Annotated in this window: 23 protein-coding genes; 14 read left to right on the top strand and 9 right to left on the bottom strand. The window is 62.1% G+C overall.

Annotated features, from left to right (window positions below):
* The first annotated feature begins 125 nt into the window (after positions 1 to 125).
* Both VI340_RS19825 and VI340_RS01835 read left to right on the top strand, forming a co-directional pair.
* Positions 126 to 287 (top strand): DUF7560 family zinc ribbon protein, encoded by a 162-nt coding sequence (locus tag VI340_RS19825; RefSeq protein WP_152418459.1) that lies wholly within the window; start codon positions 126 to 128, stop codon positions 285 to 287.
* A gap of 105 nt (positions 288 to 392) precedes the next feature.
* Positions 393 to 1,253: a DUF4013 domain-containing protein gene (locus VI340_RS01835; RefSeq protein WP_336357653.1), complete on the top strand. Its 861-nt coding sequence runs from the start codon at positions 393 to 395 to the stop codon at positions 1,251 to 1,253.
* Between the two features lie 42 nt (positions 1,254 to 1,295).
* On the opposite strand, the gene nreA is transcribed toward VI340_RS01835, so the two are convergent.
* Positions 1,296 to 2,585 (bottom strand): DNA repair protein NreA, encoded by a 1,290-nt coding sequence (gene nreA / locus VI340_RS01840; protein ID WP_336357654.1) that lies wholly within the window; start codon positions 2,583 to 2,585, stop codon positions 1,296 to 1,298.
* Between the two features lie 100 nt (positions 2,586 to 2,685).
* Here nreA and VI340_RS01845 point away from each other — a divergent pair, with 100 nt between their 5' ends.
* From VI340_RS01845 to VI340_RS01855, 3 genes are read left to right on the top strand one after another with little or no spacing between them, the layout of a single operon-like run.
* Positions 2,686 to 3,081, top strand: a complete 396-nt coding sequence (locus tag VI340_RS01845; RefSeq protein WP_336357655.1) for a hypothetical protein — start codon at positions 2,686 to 2,688, stop codon at positions 3,079 to 3,081.
* Positions 3,082 to 3,128: 47 nt separating this feature from the next.
* A complete protein-coding gene (gene rnhA, locus VI340_RS01850) occupies positions 3,129 to 3,725 on the top strand; it encodes a ribonuclease HI (protein WP_008310865.1) in 597 nt (198 codons plus the stop codon).
* On the top strand, positions 3,718 to 4,272 hold the full coding sequence (locus tag VI340_RS01855) for a DUF7108 family protein (RefSeq protein ID WP_008310863.1): 555 nt from the start codon (positions 3,718 to 3,720) through the stop codon (positions 4,270 to 4,272). The genes rnhA and VI340_RS01855 overlap by 8 nt, the downstream gene beginning before the upstream one ends.
* An 84-nt stretch (positions 4,273 to 4,356) precedes the next feature.
* Here VI340_RS01855 and VI340_RS01860 read toward each other — a convergent pair whose 3' ends face one another.
* Positions 4,357 to 4,716 carry a PadR family transcriptional regulator gene (locus tag VI340_RS01860; RefSeq protein ID WP_004518536.1) on the bottom strand — a complete coding sequence of 120 codons (360 nt, stop codon included), beginning with the start codon at positions 4,714 to 4,716 and terminating at the stop codon, positions 4,357 to 4,359.
* A 297-nt stretch (positions 4,717 to 5,013) separates the two neighbouring features.
* On the opposite strand from VI340_RS01860, the gene VI340_RS01865 reads away from it, so the two are divergent.
* From VI340_RS01865 to VI340_RS01875, 3 genes are all read left to right on the top strand, one after another.
* Entirely contained in the window at positions 5,014 to 5,547 is a 534-nt protein-coding gene (locus VI340_RS01865; RefSeq protein ID WP_008310858.1) for an inorganic diphosphatase, read from the top strand.
* Positions 5,548 to 5,678: 131 nt separating this feature from the next.
* A complete protein-coding gene (locus tag VI340_RS01870) occupies positions 5,679 to 5,804 on the top strand; it encodes a hypothetical protein (RefSeq protein WP_336357656.1) in 126 nt (41 codons plus the stop codon).
* Positions 5,805 to 5,890: 86 nt separating this feature from the next.
* Complete coding sequence (locus VI340_RS01875) at positions 5,891 to 7,234, top strand: alkaline phosphatase family protein (RefSeq protein WP_008310848.1); 1,344 nt, start codon at positions 5,891 to 5,893, stop codon at positions 7,232 to 7,234.
* A 47-nt stretch (positions 7,235 to 7,281) separates the two neighbouring features.
* On the opposite strand, the gene VI340_RS01880 is transcribed toward VI340_RS01875, so the two are convergent.
* Both VI340_RS01880 and VI340_RS01885 read right to left on the bottom strand, forming a co-directional pair.
* Positions 7,282 to 8,355: a tubulin/FtsZ family protein gene (locus tag VI340_RS01880; RefSeq protein WP_008310846.1), complete on the bottom strand. Its 1,074-nt coding sequence runs from the start codon at positions 8,353 to 8,355 to the stop codon at positions 7,282 to 7,284.
* 128 nt (positions 8,356 to 8,483) lie between these two features.
* Positions 8,484 to 8,759: a MarR family transcriptional regulator gene (locus tag VI340_RS01885; RefSeq protein ID WP_008310844.1), complete on the bottom strand. Its 276-nt coding sequence runs from the start codon at positions 8,757 to 8,759 to the stop codon at positions 8,484 to 8,486.
* Between the two features lie 141 nt (positions 8,760 to 8,900).
* Here VI340_RS01885 and VI340_RS01890 point away from each other — a divergent pair, with 141 nt between their 5' ends.
* The gene (locus VI340_RS01890) at positions 8,901 to 9,431 is read left to right on the top strand and encodes a type II toxin-antitoxin system RatA family toxin (RefSeq protein WP_008310842.1); all 531 of its coding nucleotides are present in this window, start codon (positions 8,901 to 8,903) and stop codon (positions 9,429 to 9,431) included.
* Positions 9,432 to 9,446: 15 nt separating this feature from the next.
* Here the strand turns inward: VI340_RS01890 and VI340_RS01895 are convergent, their stop codons facing one another.
* Entirely contained in the window at positions 9,447 to 10,112 is a 666-nt protein-coding gene (locus VI340_RS01895) for a halocyanin domain-containing protein (protein ID WP_008310841.1), read from the bottom strand.
* Between the two features lie 127 nt (positions 10,113 to 10,239).
* On the opposite strand from VI340_RS01895, the gene VI340_RS01900 reads away from it, so the two are divergent.
* Positions 10,240 to 10,989 carry a hypothetical protein gene (locus VI340_RS01900; RefSeq protein WP_008310840.1) on the top strand — a complete coding sequence of 250 codons (750 nt, stop codon included), beginning with the start codon at positions 10,240 to 10,242 and terminating at the stop codon, positions 10,987 to 10,989.
* Positions 10,990 to 11,036: 47 nt separating this feature from the next.
* The gene (locus VI340_RS01905) at positions 11,037 to 11,219 is read left to right on the top strand and encodes a DUF7333 family protein (RefSeq protein ID WP_014039538.1); all 183 of its coding nucleotides are present in this window, start codon (positions 11,037 to 11,039) and stop codon (positions 11,217 to 11,219) included.
* 29 nt (positions 11,220 to 11,248) lie between these two features.
* On the opposite strand, the gene VI340_RS01910 is transcribed toward VI340_RS01905, so the two are convergent.
* Entirely contained in the window at positions 11,249 to 11,998 is a 750-nt protein-coding gene (locus VI340_RS01910) for a hypothetical protein (RefSeq protein ID WP_008310838.1), read from the bottom strand.
* Positions 11,999 to 12,076: 78 nt separating this feature from the next.
* Here VI340_RS01910 and VI340_RS01915 point away from each other — a divergent pair, with 78 nt between their 5' ends.
* Positions 12,077 to 12,382, top strand: coding sequence for a MazG-like family protein (locus tag VI340_RS01915; protein WP_336357657.1), 306 nt, complete (start codon positions 12,077 to 12,079; stop codon positions 12,380 to 12,382).
* On the opposite strand, the gene dnaJ is transcribed toward VI340_RS01915, so the two are convergent.
* Positions 12,383 to 13,537, bottom strand: coding sequence for a molecular chaperone DnaJ (gene dnaJ / locus VI340_RS01920; RefSeq protein ID WP_008310836.1), 1,155 nt, complete (start codon positions 13,535 to 13,537; stop codon positions 12,383 to 12,385).
* A 111-nt stretch (positions 13,538 to 13,648) separates the two neighbouring features.
* Here dnaJ and VI340_RS01925 point away from each other — a divergent pair, with 111 nt between their 5' ends.
* Complete coding sequence (locus VI340_RS01925; protein ID WP_008310835.1) at positions 13,649 to 14,167, top strand: hypothetical protein; 519 nt, start codon at positions 13,649 to 13,651, stop codon at positions 14,165 to 14,167.
* A gap of 87 nt (positions 14,168 to 14,254) precedes the next feature.
* Here VI340_RS01925 and VI340_RS01930 read toward each other — a convergent pair whose 3' ends face one another.
* Positions 14,255 to 14,563: a HalOD1 output domain-containing protein gene (locus tag VI340_RS01930; protein ID WP_008310833.1), complete on the bottom strand. Its 309-nt coding sequence runs from the start codon at positions 14,561 to 14,563 to the stop codon at positions 14,255 to 14,257.
* A 633-nt stretch (positions 14,564 to 15,196) separates the two neighbouring features.
* On the opposite strand from VI340_RS01930, the gene VI340_RS01935 reads away from it, so the two are divergent.
* A complete protein-coding gene (locus tag VI340_RS01935; RefSeq protein ID WP_336357658.1) occupies positions 15,197 to 16,009 on the top strand; it encodes a TrmB family transcriptional regulator in 813 nt (270 codons plus the stop codon).
* Positions 16,010 to 16,046: 37 nt separating this feature from the next.
* On the opposite strand, the gene VI340_RS01940 is transcribed toward VI340_RS01935, so the two are convergent.
* A complete protein-coding gene (locus VI340_RS01940; RefSeq protein ID WP_336357659.1) occupies positions 16,047 to 16,364 on the bottom strand; it encodes a hypothetical protein in 318 nt (105 codons plus the stop codon).
* Between the last annotated feature and the right edge of the window lie 81 nt (positions 16,365 to 16,445).

The following is a 16,445-nucleotide window of genomic DNA, read 5'->3' on the forward strand; positions in this document are numbered from 1 at the left end:
ACGCTCCCCACTGTACGGCACCAGTGGTCGGCGAGCCGACCCGCGGCGGTGCCGCCTCGCGCACCTATATCCCCTCCACATTGAGGGGGCAGTTCCTTCGGCTATCCAAGTCCGTGCCTGAGTACATGCCGGAGTACCGCTTCACGTGCCCGAACTGTGATGCGTGTGCAACGGTCGACGGTGGCGTTCGAGACCGCCTGTTGGTTGTTGGATGCCCAGTCTGTGCCGGGCCAGTCGATACCCCGGCGTTCGTCGAGGTTTCGCCACACAGCACCGATAGTACCTGAGCCACGCCGTTGCCCGTACTGAATTGGTCCGAGAGCTGCGAGGTCTGGATCGCAGCTTTCACTGATTACACAACTTATTTGAACCTATCTTAAGACTGACTGGACATGATAGAAGACGCACTTCGCTACCAGACACAGGGCGATGACTGGGTCAAACGCGTCGCCCTCGGTGGCGTCGTACTGTTTTTCGGCTTTTTGCTCGTTCCGCTGTTCACGTTCCAGGGATATATGCTCGAAGTGATGCGCCGGGTCCTCAGGGGCGAGACTGACACGCCGCCGGCCTGGGACGAACTGGATCTGGTCGAGATAACTGTCGACGGAGTCCGACATACAGTCGTCGTTATGGGGTACGGGGTGGTGCTCACACTCGCGCTTGCTATCCCGGGTCTGCTGGTGATCGCCGGCGGACTCGGCGATTCGGGGGGACTGCTGCTCGTCGGCGTGCTCGTCGCTGCCTTGCTCTACTTTATTGGCGTTCTCGCAATGGCAGTGATACTGCCCGTTGCGACAGGGAACTTCGTCCGGGCTGATAGTATCGCTGCGGGCTTTGACCGTGATGTGCTCTCGTCTGTCGGGACAAGTCGAACAATGCTGATGGCCGTGGTGATGGCGTTTGCGGTCAACATCATCGTCTCCGTTGGAGCGACCGTTCTGGGGTTCACCATTGTCGGCTATCTGGCGGTCCCGTTCCTCGCGTTCGTCGGCCAGTCAGCGATTATGTACATCTGGGGGCGTGGCTTCGCGGACGCATACGAGGAGGAGTACGGCGAACCGCCGCTCGAACCCACGACTTCGACTGGCGGGACACACGGGTCCGGCCCATCCACGGCAGGGGCCACCTCGGGTGTGAACGACCCGGTGGGTGATAGTTACGCCGACGATTCGGGCCGGAGCGACGACACCGACGAGAGCGGATTCGGCACTTCGGCCTGGGACGACGACGGTGACAGCGGGGGACGCCGATAACGGTTGCTGGGTACGGGTCGTTTACCGCAACGCGAAGCGCTGTTAGAAATCGCTTAACTGCGACTGGAGCCCGGCGACCAGTTCGGACTTGCGTCGTAACTGCCCGAGAGTGACGGGGAGCTGGTCGGCGATGGCCGTCAGCGTTTCCCGGAAGGACTGGGCGGTCCCTGGCTCGCCGTCGAACGCGTTGCGGACGCCCTCGCGTACCTGCCAGACGCCGACCGGGGCCCAGTAGTCGTCGGTGATCTCCCGCAGCACCAGACACTTCGCCTGTCTGTCGCGCTCCTGCAGGTGTTCGAGGACGCCGAGTCGTGCCGCGTAGTACGCCCCTGCAGTCTCCTCGACGTAGGCGGTCCGCCCCTCGTAGCCCTCGTGAGCACTGGACATGTAGTAGCCCGTCTCGGGGCGTGGGTTCCAGACGCTCTGGGGGGCTTTCATCTCGACGAGTTCGAACTCCCAGCGCCCGGGTGCGAGCACGACCCAGTAGCGGTTCCCCATGTACTCGTTGTACCACAGTTCCGGCTTGTCGATGGTGTCGGCGTTGCGTAGCGTCCCGCGGACGTACTGCCCGACCGTGTCGTCGACGGCGGTGATCGACCACCGCGTCGGCACCAGTGACCGCTCGCTGGCCTGCCCGAGCGCGCCCGCCGAGAGGATCGTGTTGATGTCGTACACGTCGAACCCACGGCGGTACAGATACGCCATCGCACCCTCCGCGCGCCAGTCGTCGTCCGACAGCGTCTTTTCGACGGGTCGGGGAACGTGGGGGTTCTCCGCCAGGTCGGCACCGGTCGCGTGGGCTCGCGGCCCCGTCGGCGTCCCGACGTCGTCGAAGCTCACATCCATCTCAGGGGTACCGTCGAGACCCACCTCCACGTCGACGGGATGGTCCGCGATAGCGACTTCACGCTGGACGCCGACGAAGCCGTTCCAGACATCGTGAACCCCGCCACCGCCCCGCCCGCCACCGGCGCTGACGGAATCGACTGATGTCGTCTGGGTGGAGTTCACCATGCCGGTCCGGCGCTGGAGGACGTCCTCGATACCAAGTCCCTCCTGGTACCAGTCGCCGCTGGTCGCGAACCCGGAAGCGGCGGCGTCGGTATCGACCGGAGAGAGCAGGCCCGTCGAGACGTTGGGATACCCCGACCGGCCGACGAATATCTCCGGGGCTGTCGATCCGAACAGCGAATCCCCTTGCACCGCGTCCTCGAACTGCCGCTCGACGTCTTCGAGGTGGTCCGTGATGGCGTAGGATTTCTCCGCCGCGAGGTGGCGCCGCTGTGCGGCTTCGTCCTCCTCGAACCCCTCGATGAACTCGTCGAGTTGCATCTGTCACGCTTTCGGTCCTCCCCGATAAGAACCTTTCCGGCGGTCCGTGGGAGAGCAACTCTTACAGGGTTGGATTGAGTAACAACAGGTGATATAAATCATGGTAGATACAACGAAGTGGTTCCTGCTCGGCGCGACGCTGGTCAGCATGGTCGTCGTATTCGTCTCTGCTGTCATTCCCGTCGCGTACCAGCAGGCGCTCGTCAACCTTCTCGTCGGGGAACTCGCGGCCCTCACGCTCGCACACTCCACCTACCGCGTCTCGTCAGGGAAACAGGTAAGCCCCGTTGGCGCGGCGATAGCCATACTGTCCGGGATTGTCCTGTTTCTCTCACCCATCCTCATCGAACCCGTCGACCCAATCCTGTCGATAATGTTCGCCGCCGGCGCCGTTGTCACCGTCGGCGGGCTGGTCGGTGTTCTCGGTCGGGTACTCGGCGGTGAAGAGGGTCGACAGACCGGTGCCGAGCGAATCAGCAGAAACGCCGGAAACTGACCGGCCGACCACAACGTCTATACCGACGGGTCAGTCACCCTCGGACAATGCCGGTCATCGAATGCGACGAGACGACGGCCCGCGAGCGTCTGGCGGATGCGGGGCTCGACATTCAACAGGGAAACACCGACCACGAGCGCTGGCGCGTCGAATACGGCGGCGCGACGGCGGTCGCCTACGACGGAAAAGTCGTCGTACAGGGTGAGGGGACTGCACAACTCGAGGCGCTATTGCGCGGCGATGACGGCGGTCGCGTCCATGCGTATTTTGACGGCGCATCGCGGGGCAACCCGGGACCGGCCTCGGTCGGCTACGTACTGGTCGACGACAGCGGAATCGTCGCGGAAGGCGGGGAGACGATCGGCACGGCGACGAACAATCAGGCGGAGTACAAAGCGCTCATCCGCGCGGTCGAAGTCGCACGCGATTACGGATTCGACGATGTCCACATTCGGGGTGACTCAGAGCTTATCGTCAAACAGGTCCGTGGCGAGTGGGATACGAACGACCCAGACCTGCGCGAAAGCCGTGTCCGCGTGCGCGAACTGCTGACCGACTTCGACGACTGGCAGATCGAGCACGTTCCGCGGGAAATAAACGACCGTGCGGACGAACTAGCAAACGACGCACTCGACGATGACTGACCTGCCGACAGACGTGACCGAACGGGCCGAACGGCTGACCAGACTCGCTCGCGAGGCGGTCGACGATGCTGAGGCCGGCGCCTACAGGACCGAACGCGACGAAATCCTCGCCGAATACGACTACACTGCCCGCATCAGGAACGACGAGACGGGTGACGTGCTCGTCTGCCATCCCGTCGAATGGGTCGATGACGGCGTCATCCGTCCGGAGCGGGTCGACGACATCGACCGTGGCGTCGAGATACGGCTTTCGGGTCCCGGCGACCCGGACGAGTGGGCGGAAATCGACGCTGCAAACCGAGCCGTCGTCGAAGCTGTGACCGAAGCACACGGTGAGACACACGGCGCCAACGCGGAACTGCTCGCCGATTTCATGGGTAACCACTACGCGAAGCCCATCTCGGAGGCGACACCGGACGAAATTCAGGAGTTTCGGGACGACTACGTCCGACGGAACGCGTGGCCAACTGCGGAACAACAGTCGGCCCTCGACCAGTCGATCCGTCTCACTGTGGAAGAAGCCGGTGGCCGCGTCCCCGACGCGTAACCGTTCGGTATACCCGCCGGTAGTCAGCGTTTGGTTCGCATTAAGAATTGATTAACAGTAGTTCGCAGGTGCCCAGATGCGAGTCTACTGCTGCGCCGCGATCAGGTCACGCAGTTCGTCGGCTCGACCGTCATCGGAGATGAACTTTCCGAACACCCATCCGAGCTGGTCGAGGACTGCGTCCTTGCCCGACTCGGTCAGGGAGTACTGGTTCGTTCGCTTGTCGAGTTCGCTCTTCTCGACGAGGCCCATCTCGACGAGGTCGTCGAGGTTCGGGTACAGGCGACCGTGGTTGACTTCGTCGTCGTAGTATTCTTCTAGTTCGCGCTTGATAGCGAGACCATACCGCGGCTCTTCAGCGAGTATTACCAGGATATTCTGCTGAAAAGCGGTAAGCTCTTTTGCGATGCCCGGACTGTCAGTAACTGTTTGTGCCTCTGACATAGTTGGGTAAATGTCAGCAAGCTATTTAACACTTGTTAACTCTGGCGCACAACGCCTGCTGTGGGGCATTAACCACCACACAACTAGCAGGTACAATAATATCGAGAAATTTATATTATGTGGATTCAGTTAAATTGAGTTTCCGATTAATCTGCTTTCAGATTGTCGTTTACAGGTAGTAAGTGTAATCTAAGAATATATCTATAGTTAGATATTATTGGGTTATATAGCGCATAATACCCAATAGCTGTGGCTATTACGAAAAGATTTTTTGACGGCGTCGCGCAGTCGCCGGTGATGACGAACCTCTGGGAAGACCTGGAAACCGGACCGAACCCGCCCGAAGAGATCTACGCTGTCGTCGAGTGCCTGAAAGGCGAGCGTAACAAGTACGAATACGAGAAGGACATCCCTGGTGTCGTCCTCGACCGTGTTCTCCACTCGAACGTTCACTACCCGTCTGACTACGGTTTCATTCCGCAGTCGTACTACGACGACGAGGACCCGTTCGACGTGTTAGTCCTCGTCGAAGACCAGACGTTCCCCGGCTGTGTCATCGAAGCCCGCCCCGTGGCCCTGATGAAGATGGACGACGACGGCGAGCAAGATGATAAGGTCATCGCAGTTCCGGTCGAGGACCCGCGTTACGACCACATCGAGGACCTCGACGACATCCCGCAGCAGACCCTCGACGAGATTGACGAGTTCTTCTCGACCTACAAGAACCTCGAAGAAGGCAAAGAAGTCGAAACGCTGGGCTGGGAGGACAAAGAAGCTGCAAAGGACGCTATCGTCCACGCCCAGGAACTGTACGACGAAGAGTTCAACTGACGCTTCCGGGACCACATTTTTGCGGTTTTGTTCCACCGCCGCCGTATTTCCAGAAGTAATACCGGCAGGTGTCTCCGATTATGTATGAGCATGGGTAATTTTTTGCCCGTGTAACCACTATCGATACGTGTATGGCTACTGATGACACCGACGCGGCGCTGGACCACACGACTGTCGTTCCGCGAGTCGAGCGGCGGTCGACACCCGGACTCGCACATCTGACCGTGGTCCCGGAGAACGCGGACCAGTCGTCCTGATCGTGGGCTGTATCGATGGTTTTGCCGCTTTCGGTGACGCGGCTCCGAAAAGAAGTTTCTTGTTCCTGACCTGACTAACGGGTCGTATGGGATTATTCGACCGATTGAAGGGCGACGACGCACCGCGTGTTGCCTTCTTCGGCATTGACGGCGTACCGTTTAGCCTCATCGACGAACACCCCGACGTGTTCCCGAACCTCACGGAGATGGCGTCGGACGGAAGCGCCGGCCCCATCGACAGCATCGTTCCGCCCGAGTCTAGCGCCTGCTGGCCGGCGCTGACGACCGGCGTTAACCCCGGACAAACGGGCGTCTACGGCTTCCAGGACCGCGAGGTCGGCTCCTACGACACCTACGTCCCGATGGGGCGTGACGTGCAGGCGACGCGCCTGTGGGACCGCGTCACCGACGATGGCCGCAATGCCACGGTTCTGAACGTGCCGGTCACCTTCCCGCCACAGCGGAACGTCCAGCGGATGGTGTCGGGCTTCCTCTCACCGGGCGTGGACAAGGCCGCCTACCCGGACGAACTCCGGGACCACCTTCAGGACAGCGACTACCGGATCGACGTCAACGCCAAACTCGGCCACGACGACGACAAGAGTGACTTCGTCGAGGACGCCCACAAGACGCTGGAAAAACGCTACGAAGCGTTCAAACACTATGTCGAGCAGGACGACTGGGACCTGTTTTTCGGGGTGTTCATGACCACTGACCGTGTCAACCACTTCCTGTTCAAAGACTACGAGCGCGACGGCGAGAACCAGGAGGCGTTCTTCGAGTTCTACAAGCAGGTCGACGCCTATCTCGGCGACCTGCGCGACCGACTCCCCGACGACGTGACGATGGTCGTTGCCTCGGACCACGGTTTCACTTCCCTTGACTACGAAGTCCACTTCAACGAGTGGCTCCAGGAGGAAGGGTGGCTCGACTACGCGACCGACGACCACTCCGAACTCGGCGATATCAGCGAGGACACCAAGGCGTACTCGCTCATCCCAGGACGGTTCTACATCAACTTAGAGGGCCGGGAGCCGAACGGCAGCGTTCCCGAATCCGAGTACGAGTCCGTTCGTGCGGACCTCAAGGAGAAACTCGAATCGCTTGAAGGCCCGGACGGCAAGAAGGTCGCCGACCGTGTCGTGACCAAGGAAGACGCCTTCCGCGGCGACCACGACGACATCGCGCCGGATCTCACCGTCGTCCCGAACCACGGCTTCGACCTGAAAGCCGGATTCAAAGGCTCCGAGGACGTTTTCGGCGTCGGACCGCGAAACGGGATGCACAGCTTCGACAACGCGACGCTTCTGGTCGATGACCCGGACGTTCGCATCGAAGACGCCGATCTCTACGACATCGCGCCGACCGTTCTCGACCTGCTCGACCACGACTTCGACCGCGCGAAGTTCGACGGTAGCAGCCTCGCCTGAGGCTGCCGTCTCAGTCGATCGATTCCGGTATCTGCGCCGAAAACAGCTTAGAACAGTCCGTCCAGTTTGTCGTTTGTGAACTCGTCCGGGTCGGTCGTCCCGCCCTGGGAGTCAGCCGCCTCGCGGGCGCGCTTCATGAACTCGTCGACCCGCTCGGACCGTTCGACGCCCGAAAGAACGATGAGCGACGCGATTTTGTCGGAGCCGAGCGGGAAGTCCCCGCCCCGGACCTCCATGCTCCCGGTCTGGTCTTCCACCCAGCGGCGCGCTCGTTCGACGCCCTTCCGCGAGAGGCGTTCGGGGTCGCCCGCGACGACGAGGAGGGCCGAGTCGGCCTTGACCGCGTTGGGCAGGCTCATGCTCGTGAGGAGGGCTTTCCGGGTGACGCTGGTGATGGTGTTGACGTTCTCACCGGCGTCCTCGCTGGCCTCGGCGCTGGCGTAGCCGATGGAGGCGATACCGCCGCCCCTGAGCGTGTTGATGATCTCCGAGGAGTCGACGACGCTCTCACCGACTCCCTCGACAGCCTCGCCGGAAGCAAACAGCAGGCCGACGCGCTGGGAGATAGCGTCGTTGACGCGTTCGAACCCGGCAGCGACGCTGTCGCCGCTGCCCCGCCAGGCGTCGTTGTCGACGAGGAGGAGGGAATCGGCCTCGCGGGCGGCGGTCTTGAGCGAGCGACCGGCGTTCGCCTGGTACAGACCGCCTTCGTCCCGGCCGGGGAGGATGCCGAGGACGTACACCGGCTTCTCGTAGATGCGCTTGAGTTCGCGGGCGAGCATCGGTGCGCCGCCGGAGCCAGTGCCACCGCCGAGTCCGGCGACGACGACGATGGCCTCGGCCTCGGTCGTGATGCGCCCATCGAGTTCGTCGAGCACCTCGGTGGCGTTCTCCTGCATGATCTGGGCCCCGAGTTCGTTGTCACCGCCGACGCCGTGACCTTTCACGCGGTCCTGTCCGATGAGGGCCGTGTCGATATCGAGGTTCTGGAGGTCGGCTCGCGCCGTATTAACGGCGAGGGCCCCCCGGACAGCGTCGAACCCCATGTCGTAATCGAACTGGGCAAGCGACTGGGTTACTTTCCCACCAGCCTGCCCGACACCAATCAGGACGACTTTCATATCAGATGTCTTGTGAGGCTGACTAATCAACGTTGTCCTCACACTGTCAACGGGCGACAAGGAGCGGTGAAACGGTTCTTGGCGCGGAATACGGGGTTCGATTACTCGACGTGAGGCGTGTCGGGTGGCTACTCGACCCGGAGCGTGTAGATCCGCTTGCGGGCGTCGGAGAACGAAAACCGGGAATCGATGACACCGACGTCTTCGAGGCGGGAGAGGGCGTACCGGACCGTCCGCGGTGGCAGCAGCGTCTCCTCGGCGAGTTGGCTCTGAGTGAGGGTGTCGTTGTACTCCAGGACTTTCGCGACGAGTTTCGCGCTCGGCGGGAGATCGCGGACGGCGTCCCACCCGCTGGTCTCGTGCTCGCTGTCGGTATCAGCGGACTGGATATCGGATGCACTCATGGTACTTCCTCTGTATCCAATACAGGATGATAATATTTTCTGTTCGTAATTATGCTCTGTAGAAATGTTTCGGCAAAAAACGCGGCCACGGCCGGGGGTCCAGCCCGAAAGTTTACCTTCGGTACATCCGGTGTCACAGACGTGGACGAAGTCGAGGTCAGCACGGTCGTGTACGTCCCACCCGAAGAGGTCTACGAGTTTCTGCTGGACTTTCCGGGCTACGCACGATACTCGGAGTATCTCGACCGCGTGGTACAGGACGGCGACGGCTCGCCGGGGACGAACTACGACCTCGTGTTTTCGTGGTGGAAGCTCTCCTACACCGCTCGGTCGGCGGTGACTGATGTTTCGCCGCCGACGCGCATCGACTGGCGGATCGTCAAGGACATCGACGCCGAAGGGTACTGGGCAGTCGAGCCTGACCCGGACGGCGTCCCGGCGGACGTGGAGACGGCGTCACGGGTGCGGTTTCACGTCGCGTTCGACCCCGGGTCGGCCTCGGACAATGCCGTCGACCTCCCCCGACTCGTTTCGATGGACTGGGTCATCGAGAAAGTCAAGCCGCTCATCCGCAAAGAGGCGACCAAAATCGTCGAACGCGTCGTCGAGGACCTCGAAGGGCAGGAACGGGACGTCGACCTGAAGATTCACGCCGGTCCGGATTCGGTGTAACGCGGCGACGGCGCGTTACTCGGGCGTCTCGTAGTCGCCGCCGTACCGGATGAAGAAGTACGCGAGTCCGAGCGTCGCGACCATCACGAACGAGGTTGCGACGCCGAGCGTTTTCGCGCTGTTTGGCACTTCCGGCGGACCGGCGCTCTCGCCACCACCGCCGCCGGAGGACTTCGTCGGGTAGTCCGTCCCGACGACGACGGCCCCCTTCATCCCGAGTCCTTCGTGTGGCACGCAGACGTAGGGGTAGATGCCGTCTTCCTCGAAGGTGTGCTCGTAGTTGACGCCGGCACTGGAAGTTGTACTGCCGGAGTCCAGCGGGCCGTCGCCGTCCGAGACGACGTTGTGGCCGCCGCCTTCGCCCGTCCATTCGAACTGGACGGTCGCGCCGTTGTCGACGTGGACGGCAGCCGGACCGAACCCGTACGCGCCACCGTTGGCCTGTACACCGACTTCGACGGTCACTGTGTCCTTCCCGGTCTCATCGACGGTCGACCCGTCGAAGTTCCCGACTTGATCCAGGAAACCACCGTAGTCCGGCTCGCCGCCGCCTCCGCCACCGTCGCCGCCTTCGGTGCCTTCCTGTGCGGTCGCGGTGCCTGCTGCGGCCGACGCAGCCGTGGCCCCTGCCGCCGTCCGCAGGAAGCCCCGACGGGACACGTCCGCTCTACCGTCTGTCATACCTGACCGTTTGTGACTCCCCGTCCTGAATATGTCGGTTTCGAATCGGGGCAGTACTCTTCACAGCATATCACAACAGCCACGGCTGCCGTGAAACATTTAACGCCGGTAGAACGAAATCACCGGTATGTCTACCGGAAGCCACGGGGTCGTCGGCGGGATCCGTATCGACCTCAATAGATTACACGAAACGTGGATGGAACTCGTGTATCCACGTCAGCGAAACGCTAACGACACCGTCCTCGGGACGTGGACGCCGGACTCCTCGGTCGGGTTGGCCCTCTATCGCCTCTGGTCTGCGCTCGGGGTCCCAGTCATCGCGCTGGTGTATCCGCTGGTACTGTGTGGCGTCGTCCTGCGCTACCAGACCCGTCGCATCGACGGCACGGCGACCCGCCTGGGCGTCGTCGGCGTCGTTCTACTCTCCGTCGTCGCCTGGGGTGGCCTGGCGGCTCTCGCGCGACTCGAACCGGGGAGTATCGACCTCGTGTCGGGTGGGTTCACCGCCGTCGTTGTCGCCGGCGGCGTTGCGACGCTGTCGGCCGCACTGGCTGTCACGTTCCGGCGGGTCGGCGGCCGCGGGACGACAGTCGCGCTGGCGTATCCGTTCGCCATGACGGCCATCTTCCTGCCGCCTGTCGTCGCAGCGCTGTACTCGACGACCGTCGCCTCGGTCGTCATTCCCGCGAGCGACTCGTTGTCCCGGTGGTTCCTCTACGAGGTGCTGGCCGCTGTCGGTGTCGCGGAGTTCTTCATCGAGAACTTCGAGCGGGAAGGCATCGCCTACGTCATCATCTGGCTCGGCATCTCCATCCCGCTGGGGTGGGTGCTCGGGCTACTGGTGACGCTTGCGGACTTCGTCCGACCGACAGAGTAACCGCAAAGCCAACGTTTAGACGACCCGGGCTCCAATGATCGGCTGTTATGGAATTCGATACGACAAAGACTGCAATCGCCTTTCTCGTCCTTGTCGGGGTAATGGTGAGCGGCTCGTTCATGGGAATGCCTTCGAGTATCGCACTCCCCGTCAGTGTCGGGCAGATAGTCGTCTTCGCGCTAATTCTAGCGCTCGGCGTCAAACACGGCGAGTACCGCGCGACTCGCTAAACGGCCCCGTAGCGGACGATTAAAAGGAGCTACGACGGCGTTGCGTCGCCCGGCCGAACAACGGTTTCTTCCGGTGCATCTCCATCGGCGACAGCGATGTCCGCGGTCTCGTCGCCACCGAACACCACCGTCGCACCGGCCCGCATCGGTGCAAGCAGTCCGGCGACCACTGCACCCGCAGTCGTCATCGGTGCCCGGAGCGCGACAGTCGTCTCCGCGTCGATGTCGTAGTCAGCGACGACACGACCGCTCTCGGCCATGAGTTCGCCGTGTGTGTACGTTCTGTCGGCCGCCAGCACGTCGTCCTCGGGCGCGACTTCGCCCGGCGGCTGGAGCGGGTTCTCGCTCCACAGCTCCCGCTCGAACTGAGCGATGGTGGGATCATCGACTGGGCCGCCGTAGGCCAGCCCCTTCGTTCCCGGCCCCTGCGTGTAGCGGTCGAGCCATGCCGCTGGTGCGACCAGTGCTGTCGCATCGACCGCATTCGGCGGGTCCATATCGACGACCGCGCCGTCGAGTGCGGCCGCGAGGAAGGCAAGCAGTGCGTCCGGCGCATCCCGAAGGTAGCCCGGCCGATCTTCGTCGGTCGGCTCTTTCGGGCCGACGACGACGGCGACCCGCGTCCCATGCCGGACGCCGTAGTGCCGCAGCAGATTCCCGCCCTTCCAGGCGTTCGTAGCGAAGTCGGAGTAACTGTACGGTGTCGACCGCTCCGGCGAGCGAAAGAGAACACCGTCGCGGTCGCGGGCCTGCGCGACAAGGTCACCGAGTACCTGCATGTGTCGTCGTTTGGCCCCGCCGATGAAAAACAGCGCGGCCACAAAGCCGATATAAGTGGCCTCCTCCACGCTCTAGAAATGAAAAGACAACAACAAGTCGCCGACGTGCTCAGGCACAACGATATCGACACGCCGCCAGCCTACCGGCTACTCGATGTGGTGGCCGAACTCGGCGACATCGCGGCCGAAGTCAACGAAACGACCGGCTACGGTACCGACTCGACGGCGCTGTCGCTACGGGAGGACGAACTCGGCGACGCCCTGTTCGCACTGCTCGCGCTGTGTGAACAGCTCGATGTCAGTGCCGATGCCGCGCTCTCGGCGGCGCTCGCGAAATACGAGGGTCAGTCCGGCTCAGACGGGACGCCGGCGAGTGGCGACTGACTACAGCGAGTTCTTCAGTTTCTCGAAGAAGCCTTCCTCGACGTCGACCTCCTCGCCACCGGCCTCCGCGAACTGTTCGAGGGCCTCCTTCTGTTCGGCGTTGAGGCTGTCGGGCGTGACGACCTGCACCTGTACGTAGAGGTCACCCTTGCCGCGTCGGCGGAGTCGCGGCATTCCTTTGCCCTCCAGTCGGAACACTTCGCCGCTCTGGGTGCCGCTGGGCACGTCGACCTCAACTTCGCCGTCCAGCGTCGGGACGGTGATAGTGTCGCCGAAGACGGCCTGCGGAAACGAGATGGCCTGCTGGTGTTGCAGGTCGTCGCCGTCGCGCTCGAAGTCCGGGTGGTCCCGAACGCTCACCTCGATGAGCAGGTCGCCGTTCGGGCCGCCGTTCTCGCCGGGTGCGCCCTCGCGCTCCATCCGGAGCGTCTGCCCGTTGGCGATGCCGGCCGGGACCTCGACTTCGAGGCTCGCGTCGTTCTGGACGACGCCGTTGCCCCGACAGGTCGAGCACGTCTCGTCGTACAGCGTCCCCTCGCCGTCACACCGGCGGCAGGTCGTCGTCTGCTGAACCCGTCCCATCGGCGTCTGCTGGACCTGCGTCGTCTGGCCTTGGCCGTTACACTCGGGACAGGTTTCGGAGTCGGCTCCCGGCGGATGCCCGGCCCCGTCACAGTCGTCGCAGGCTTCCGGCCGGGTGACGTTCAGCTGCTTCGTCGCGCCGTCGTAGGCCTCTTCGAGGTCGATCTCCAGTCGGGTCTGGAGGTCCTGGCCCTGTCGCCGTCGGCTGCCGCCACGGCCGCCGCGGCCACCGCCGCCGAAGAACTGGTCGAAGATATCCTGCATATCGAAGCCGCCAGCGCCGCCGCCGAACGGGTCCCCGCCCATGCCGCCGCGGCCGCCGCCACCGCCAGCGCCGCCACGCTTCTCAGCCTGCTCGAAGCGCTCGTGACCCATCTGGTCGTACATCTGGCGCTTCTCCTCGTCGGTGAGGACCTCTTTGGCCTTTTTCGCCTGCTTGAACTTCTCCTCGGCGTCGGGGTCGTCGCTCACATCCGGGTGGTATTCCCGGGCTTTCTCTCGATAAGCCTCCTTGATCTCGTCTTCGGAGGCGTCCCGAGAGACACCCAGTATCTCGTAGAAATCCTGACTCATTCGTTGTACGAGGCTTAGACGATTGAGCTACTTCAAAAGAACGGGTTGCCGACTAGTAGTGTTCGACCCGTACCGGGGCGCTTATTTCCGTGCCGGGGGAGGATTCGGGCAATGAATCTTGAGTCGTCGCGTGGTCACCGGGGTCTCGTCACGGTCGAGCGAGTCGCAGTCTGGGGGCTCGCGGCGCTGGCCGTTGTCGGGCTGGCCGCACTCGTCGTCGGCCCCGGCGCGGACCTGCGGACGGCGTCCCCGTCGGTCACCATCGACGGCCAGTTCGACGCCGAGGCAGGGGCGGTCACGCTTACCCACGCCGGCGGGGACAGACTCACGGACACCAGCACGCACGCGCTGACACTCGTCGTCACCGACGCCGACCGGAACCGCTCGACCACGCTGACGTGGGCCGGGGCGGACCAGCTACCCGTCGAATCTGACGATACAATCGTTCTTGACGACCCGCGCGTGGACTCGGACGGCGACGGTAACTACCTCGACGGCGACGTCTCCGTCGGCTTCTTCCTCGACAGCGGCGATACCGTTGCGGTTCGCTGGACCGGTCGGCCACTTGGCGCGCCGGGCGAGCGGACGACGACGCTCGACACAGTGACGCTCGGTAACGAGACTGGCTGACTGTTTGCACCTCACAGGCGGGCCCGCTAGAGCGTCTCCGGGAAGCGTCACCGGCCGCCGTCGGTGGTGTGCCTGTCCTGCAAACGGTCACGAACGGACGGGCCCGGTGCGGACATACACGTCCCCAGATCCGGTCACGGTCACAGCGTAGTCGTCCAGCTGAAACGAGAGCGAAACGGCTCTGTCCGGACCTGACGCATGGACAAATAGCTCGTCAAGCGCGTCCGGATCGAGCGTTTCGATGAGGGGCGATAGCTCTATGGCCTCTCGGTCAGCCGCGGTCGCGACCGTTTGCATCACTGCGACTGACGGTGAGACAACGTCCCAGTCGAACTCCGCGTGGAGGGTGTCCGGGTCGTCAGATGTCCGGTCGGGCCGCCTGTCGGACCCACTCATTACTGGAAATATGTCTATCTATCATATTAATTCTACTGTCAATTCATCAGTTGGATATGTGATGTATAATACAGCTATCTAATATCGGAGTGAACACCGGTTACATGTCTGTGAATACACGGTGTTGGTTACATTTTATAACCGTAGGCTGATACAATAGCTATCCGATGAACTTGCTTTTCGGAGTGAACTGTTTCCACCGAGAGTGAACACTGGGGTCGAAATACGGGCAGCGAGATGACTGCTGAGTTCCATCTTACAGCGATCTGCTTCGGGGAAACCACGTTCTGGACGCGCCGCTCAGAGCCTGTCGGACCGATCTTTTGAAAATAGCACGCAGCAGATGTGGTTGGGACACATAGATTGCTGCGTGCCAACTACTCATAGTCAGGACCCATGTATAACAGTTGTGTGATTAATTGAGTAAACATAGATGTCACGTTGAAATAACTTCGACGCAGATCGTCGATTACAACCGCTGGAGGCTCCTTCAGTCACAATACGCTATGGATCGTTCGTCGAACAACGCTCACTGAGACGAGAGCCGACAGTGTTACAGTAACAACGTCTTTTACCTGTGGGCGTCATCTCTCTACACATCCTCGGCTTCCACCGAGATGAAGGTTGGGACACATGACATCTGATGCAACACACGAAGAAGCAGTAAGTTTACTCCAGGAGTTGGGCCTGAAAGAGTATGAGGCGAAATGTTTTGTCGGACTCTCTCGGATGTCCAGCGGTACAGCGAAGGGACTGAGCGAGGTGACGGAGGTCCCGAGAACGCGGGTCTACGACGCCGTCCGGATTCTCGAAGCGAAGGGGCTGGTCGAGGTCCAGCATTCCAGTCCCCAGCAGTTCCGGGCCGTCCCGCTCTCCGAGGCCACCGAAACGCTCCGCGATCAGTACGAAGAGCGCGTCGAACGCCTCCAGTCCGCGCTACGCGAGATGGGAAGCATCGAGTCCGACGACGACGACGAGGCCGAGCTACAGGAGGTCTGGTCGCTCACCGGGTCCGAAGCTATCGAGAACCGTGCCGCGGCAATCATCGGCGACACGACCAACGAAGTGGTCCTCGTCATCGGTTCCGACGCGGTCCTCACCGAGCCACTGATCGAGCAACTCAATTCCATCGACTCGGATATCGACCTTATCGTCGGAAGCGGGTCCGCTTCGATACGGGACCGTGTGGAACAGGAAATCCCACGCGCGACCGCGTTCCTGTCGGAACTGGACTGGCTCCGCGGCGAGATGACACCGCAGGAAGACGCTGCTGTCGGCCGGCTCCTGCTCGTCGACCGGTCGGCAATGCTCGTCAGCTCAATTGACCCGCAGACTGGCGACGAACAGGCCATCTTCGCGACCGGACTCAGAAACGGACTCATCGTCATCGCGCGCCGCCTCCTCTCGCAGGGCGTCGTGGAAATGACGCCACTCGAACAGGATTAGCGAACAACGCAGTTCGGGATTTTGCCCTCCCTATCTCTCACTCGTCGTAGTTCTCGGAGAGGAACGCAAGGAGCGGTCGGACCTGCTCGTACTCCGGGCCGCGTGTTACCCAGTGAGTCTCCCGGTCCCACTTGATGAGCTCCATCTCCGCTAACTTCGGGAGATGCCGGTGATAGAGGTCCGCCGGGATTGCCGGCTCTCCCACTGGTGTCCGACTGCCGTCGAACTCCGAGATGGACGGCCGCCACCGCTCCGTGTCACGTATCGCTAAGAGTATCTGCCGACGGTCTTCGTGTCGCACCGCGTCGAGGTGGGTGCTCAGCCGCTGCGCTTGTATCTGTTTCTGGTTGCTCACTGTGCGGCCGTACGCTCGACTATCTGATATATATGCGCTATTTTCATTATCTTATACTGTTTTGATTATCAGGGTTACCTG

It is taken from the genome of Haloarcula sp. CGMCC 1.6347 (assembly GCF_037078395.1).
In the GTDB taxonomy this organism is placed as follows: domain Archaea; phylum Halobacteriota; class Halobacteria; order Halobacteriales; family Haloarculaceae; genus Haloarcula; species Haloarcula amylolytica.

Coding starts and splice junctions, on each gene's coding strand:
- VI340_RS19825 (WP_152418459.1), top strand. CDS start 126: ATGCCGGAGTACCGCTTCACGTGCCCGAACTGTGATGCGTGTGCAACG.
- VI340_RS01835 (WP_336357653.1), top strand. CDS start 393: ATGATAGAAGACGCACTTCGCTACCAGACACAGGGCGATGACTGGGTC.
- nreA (WP_336357654.1), bottom strand. CDS start 2,585: ATGCAACTCGACGAGTTCATCGAGGGGTTCGAGGAGGACGAAGCCGCA.
- VI340_RS01845 (WP_336357655.1), top strand. CDS start 2,686: ATGGTAGATACAACGAAGTGGTTCCTGCTCGGCGCGACGCTGGTCAGC.
- rnhA (WP_008310865.1), top strand. CDS start 3,129: ATGCCGGTCATCGAATGCGACGAGACGACGGCCCGCGAGCGTCTGGCG.
- VI340_RS01855 (WP_008310863.1), top strand. CDS start 3,718: ATGACTGACCTGCCGACAGACGTGACCGAACGGGCCGAACGGCTGACC.
- VI340_RS01860 (WP_004518536.1), bottom strand. CDS start 4,716: ATGTCAGAGGCACAAACAGTTACTGACAGTCCGGGCATCGCAAAAGAG.
- VI340_RS01865 (WP_008310858.1), top strand. CDS start 5,014: ATGACGAACCTCTGGGAAGACCTGGAAACCGGACCGAACCCGCCCGAA.
- VI340_RS01870 (WP_336357656.1), top strand. CDS start 5,679: ATGGCTACTGATGACACCGACGCGGCGCTGGACCACACGACTGTCGTT.
- VI340_RS01875 (WP_008310848.1), top strand. CDS start 5,891: ATGGGATTATTCGACCGATTGAAGGGCGACGACGCACCGCGTGTTGCC.
- VI340_RS01880 (WP_008310846.1), bottom strand. CDS start 8,355: ATGAAAGTCGTCCTGATTGGTGTCGGGCAGGCTGGTGGGAAAGTAACC.
- VI340_RS01885 (WP_008310844.1), bottom strand. CDS start 8,759: ATGAGTGCATCCGATATCCAGTCCGCTGATACCGACAGCGAGCACGAG.
- VI340_RS01895 (WP_008310841.1), bottom strand. CDS start 10,112: ATGACAGACGGTAGAGCGGACGTGTCCCGTCGGGGCTTCCTGCGGACG.
- VI340_RS01900 (WP_008310840.1), top strand. CDS start 10,240: ATGTCTACCGGAAGCCACGGGGTCGTCGGCGGGATCCGTATCGACCTC.
- VI340_RS01905 (WP_014039538.1), top strand. CDS start 11,037: ATGGAATTCGATACGACAAAGACTGCAATCGCCTTTCTCGTCCTTGTC.
- VI340_RS01910 (WP_008310838.1), bottom strand. CDS start 11,998: ATGCAGGTACTCGGTGACCTTGTCGCGCAGGCCCGCGACCGCGACGGT.
- VI340_RS01915 (WP_336357657.1), top strand. CDS start 12,077: ATGAAAAGACAACAACAAGTCGCCGACGTGCTCAGGCACAACGATATC.
- dnaJ (WP_008310836.1), bottom strand. CDS start 13,537: ATGAGTCAGGATTTCTACGAGATACTGGGTGTCTCTCGGGACGCCTCC.
- VI340_RS01925 (WP_008310835.1), top strand. CDS start 13,649: ATGAATCTTGAGTCGTCGCGTGGTCACCGGGGTCTCGTCACGGTCGAG.
- VI340_RS01930 (WP_008310833.1), bottom strand. CDS start 14,563: ATGAGTGGGTCCGACAGGCGGCCCGACCGGACATCTGACGACCCGGAC.
- VI340_RS01935 (WP_336357658.1), top strand. CDS start 15,197: ATGACATCTGATGCAACACACGAAGAAGCAGTAAGTTTACTCCAGGAG.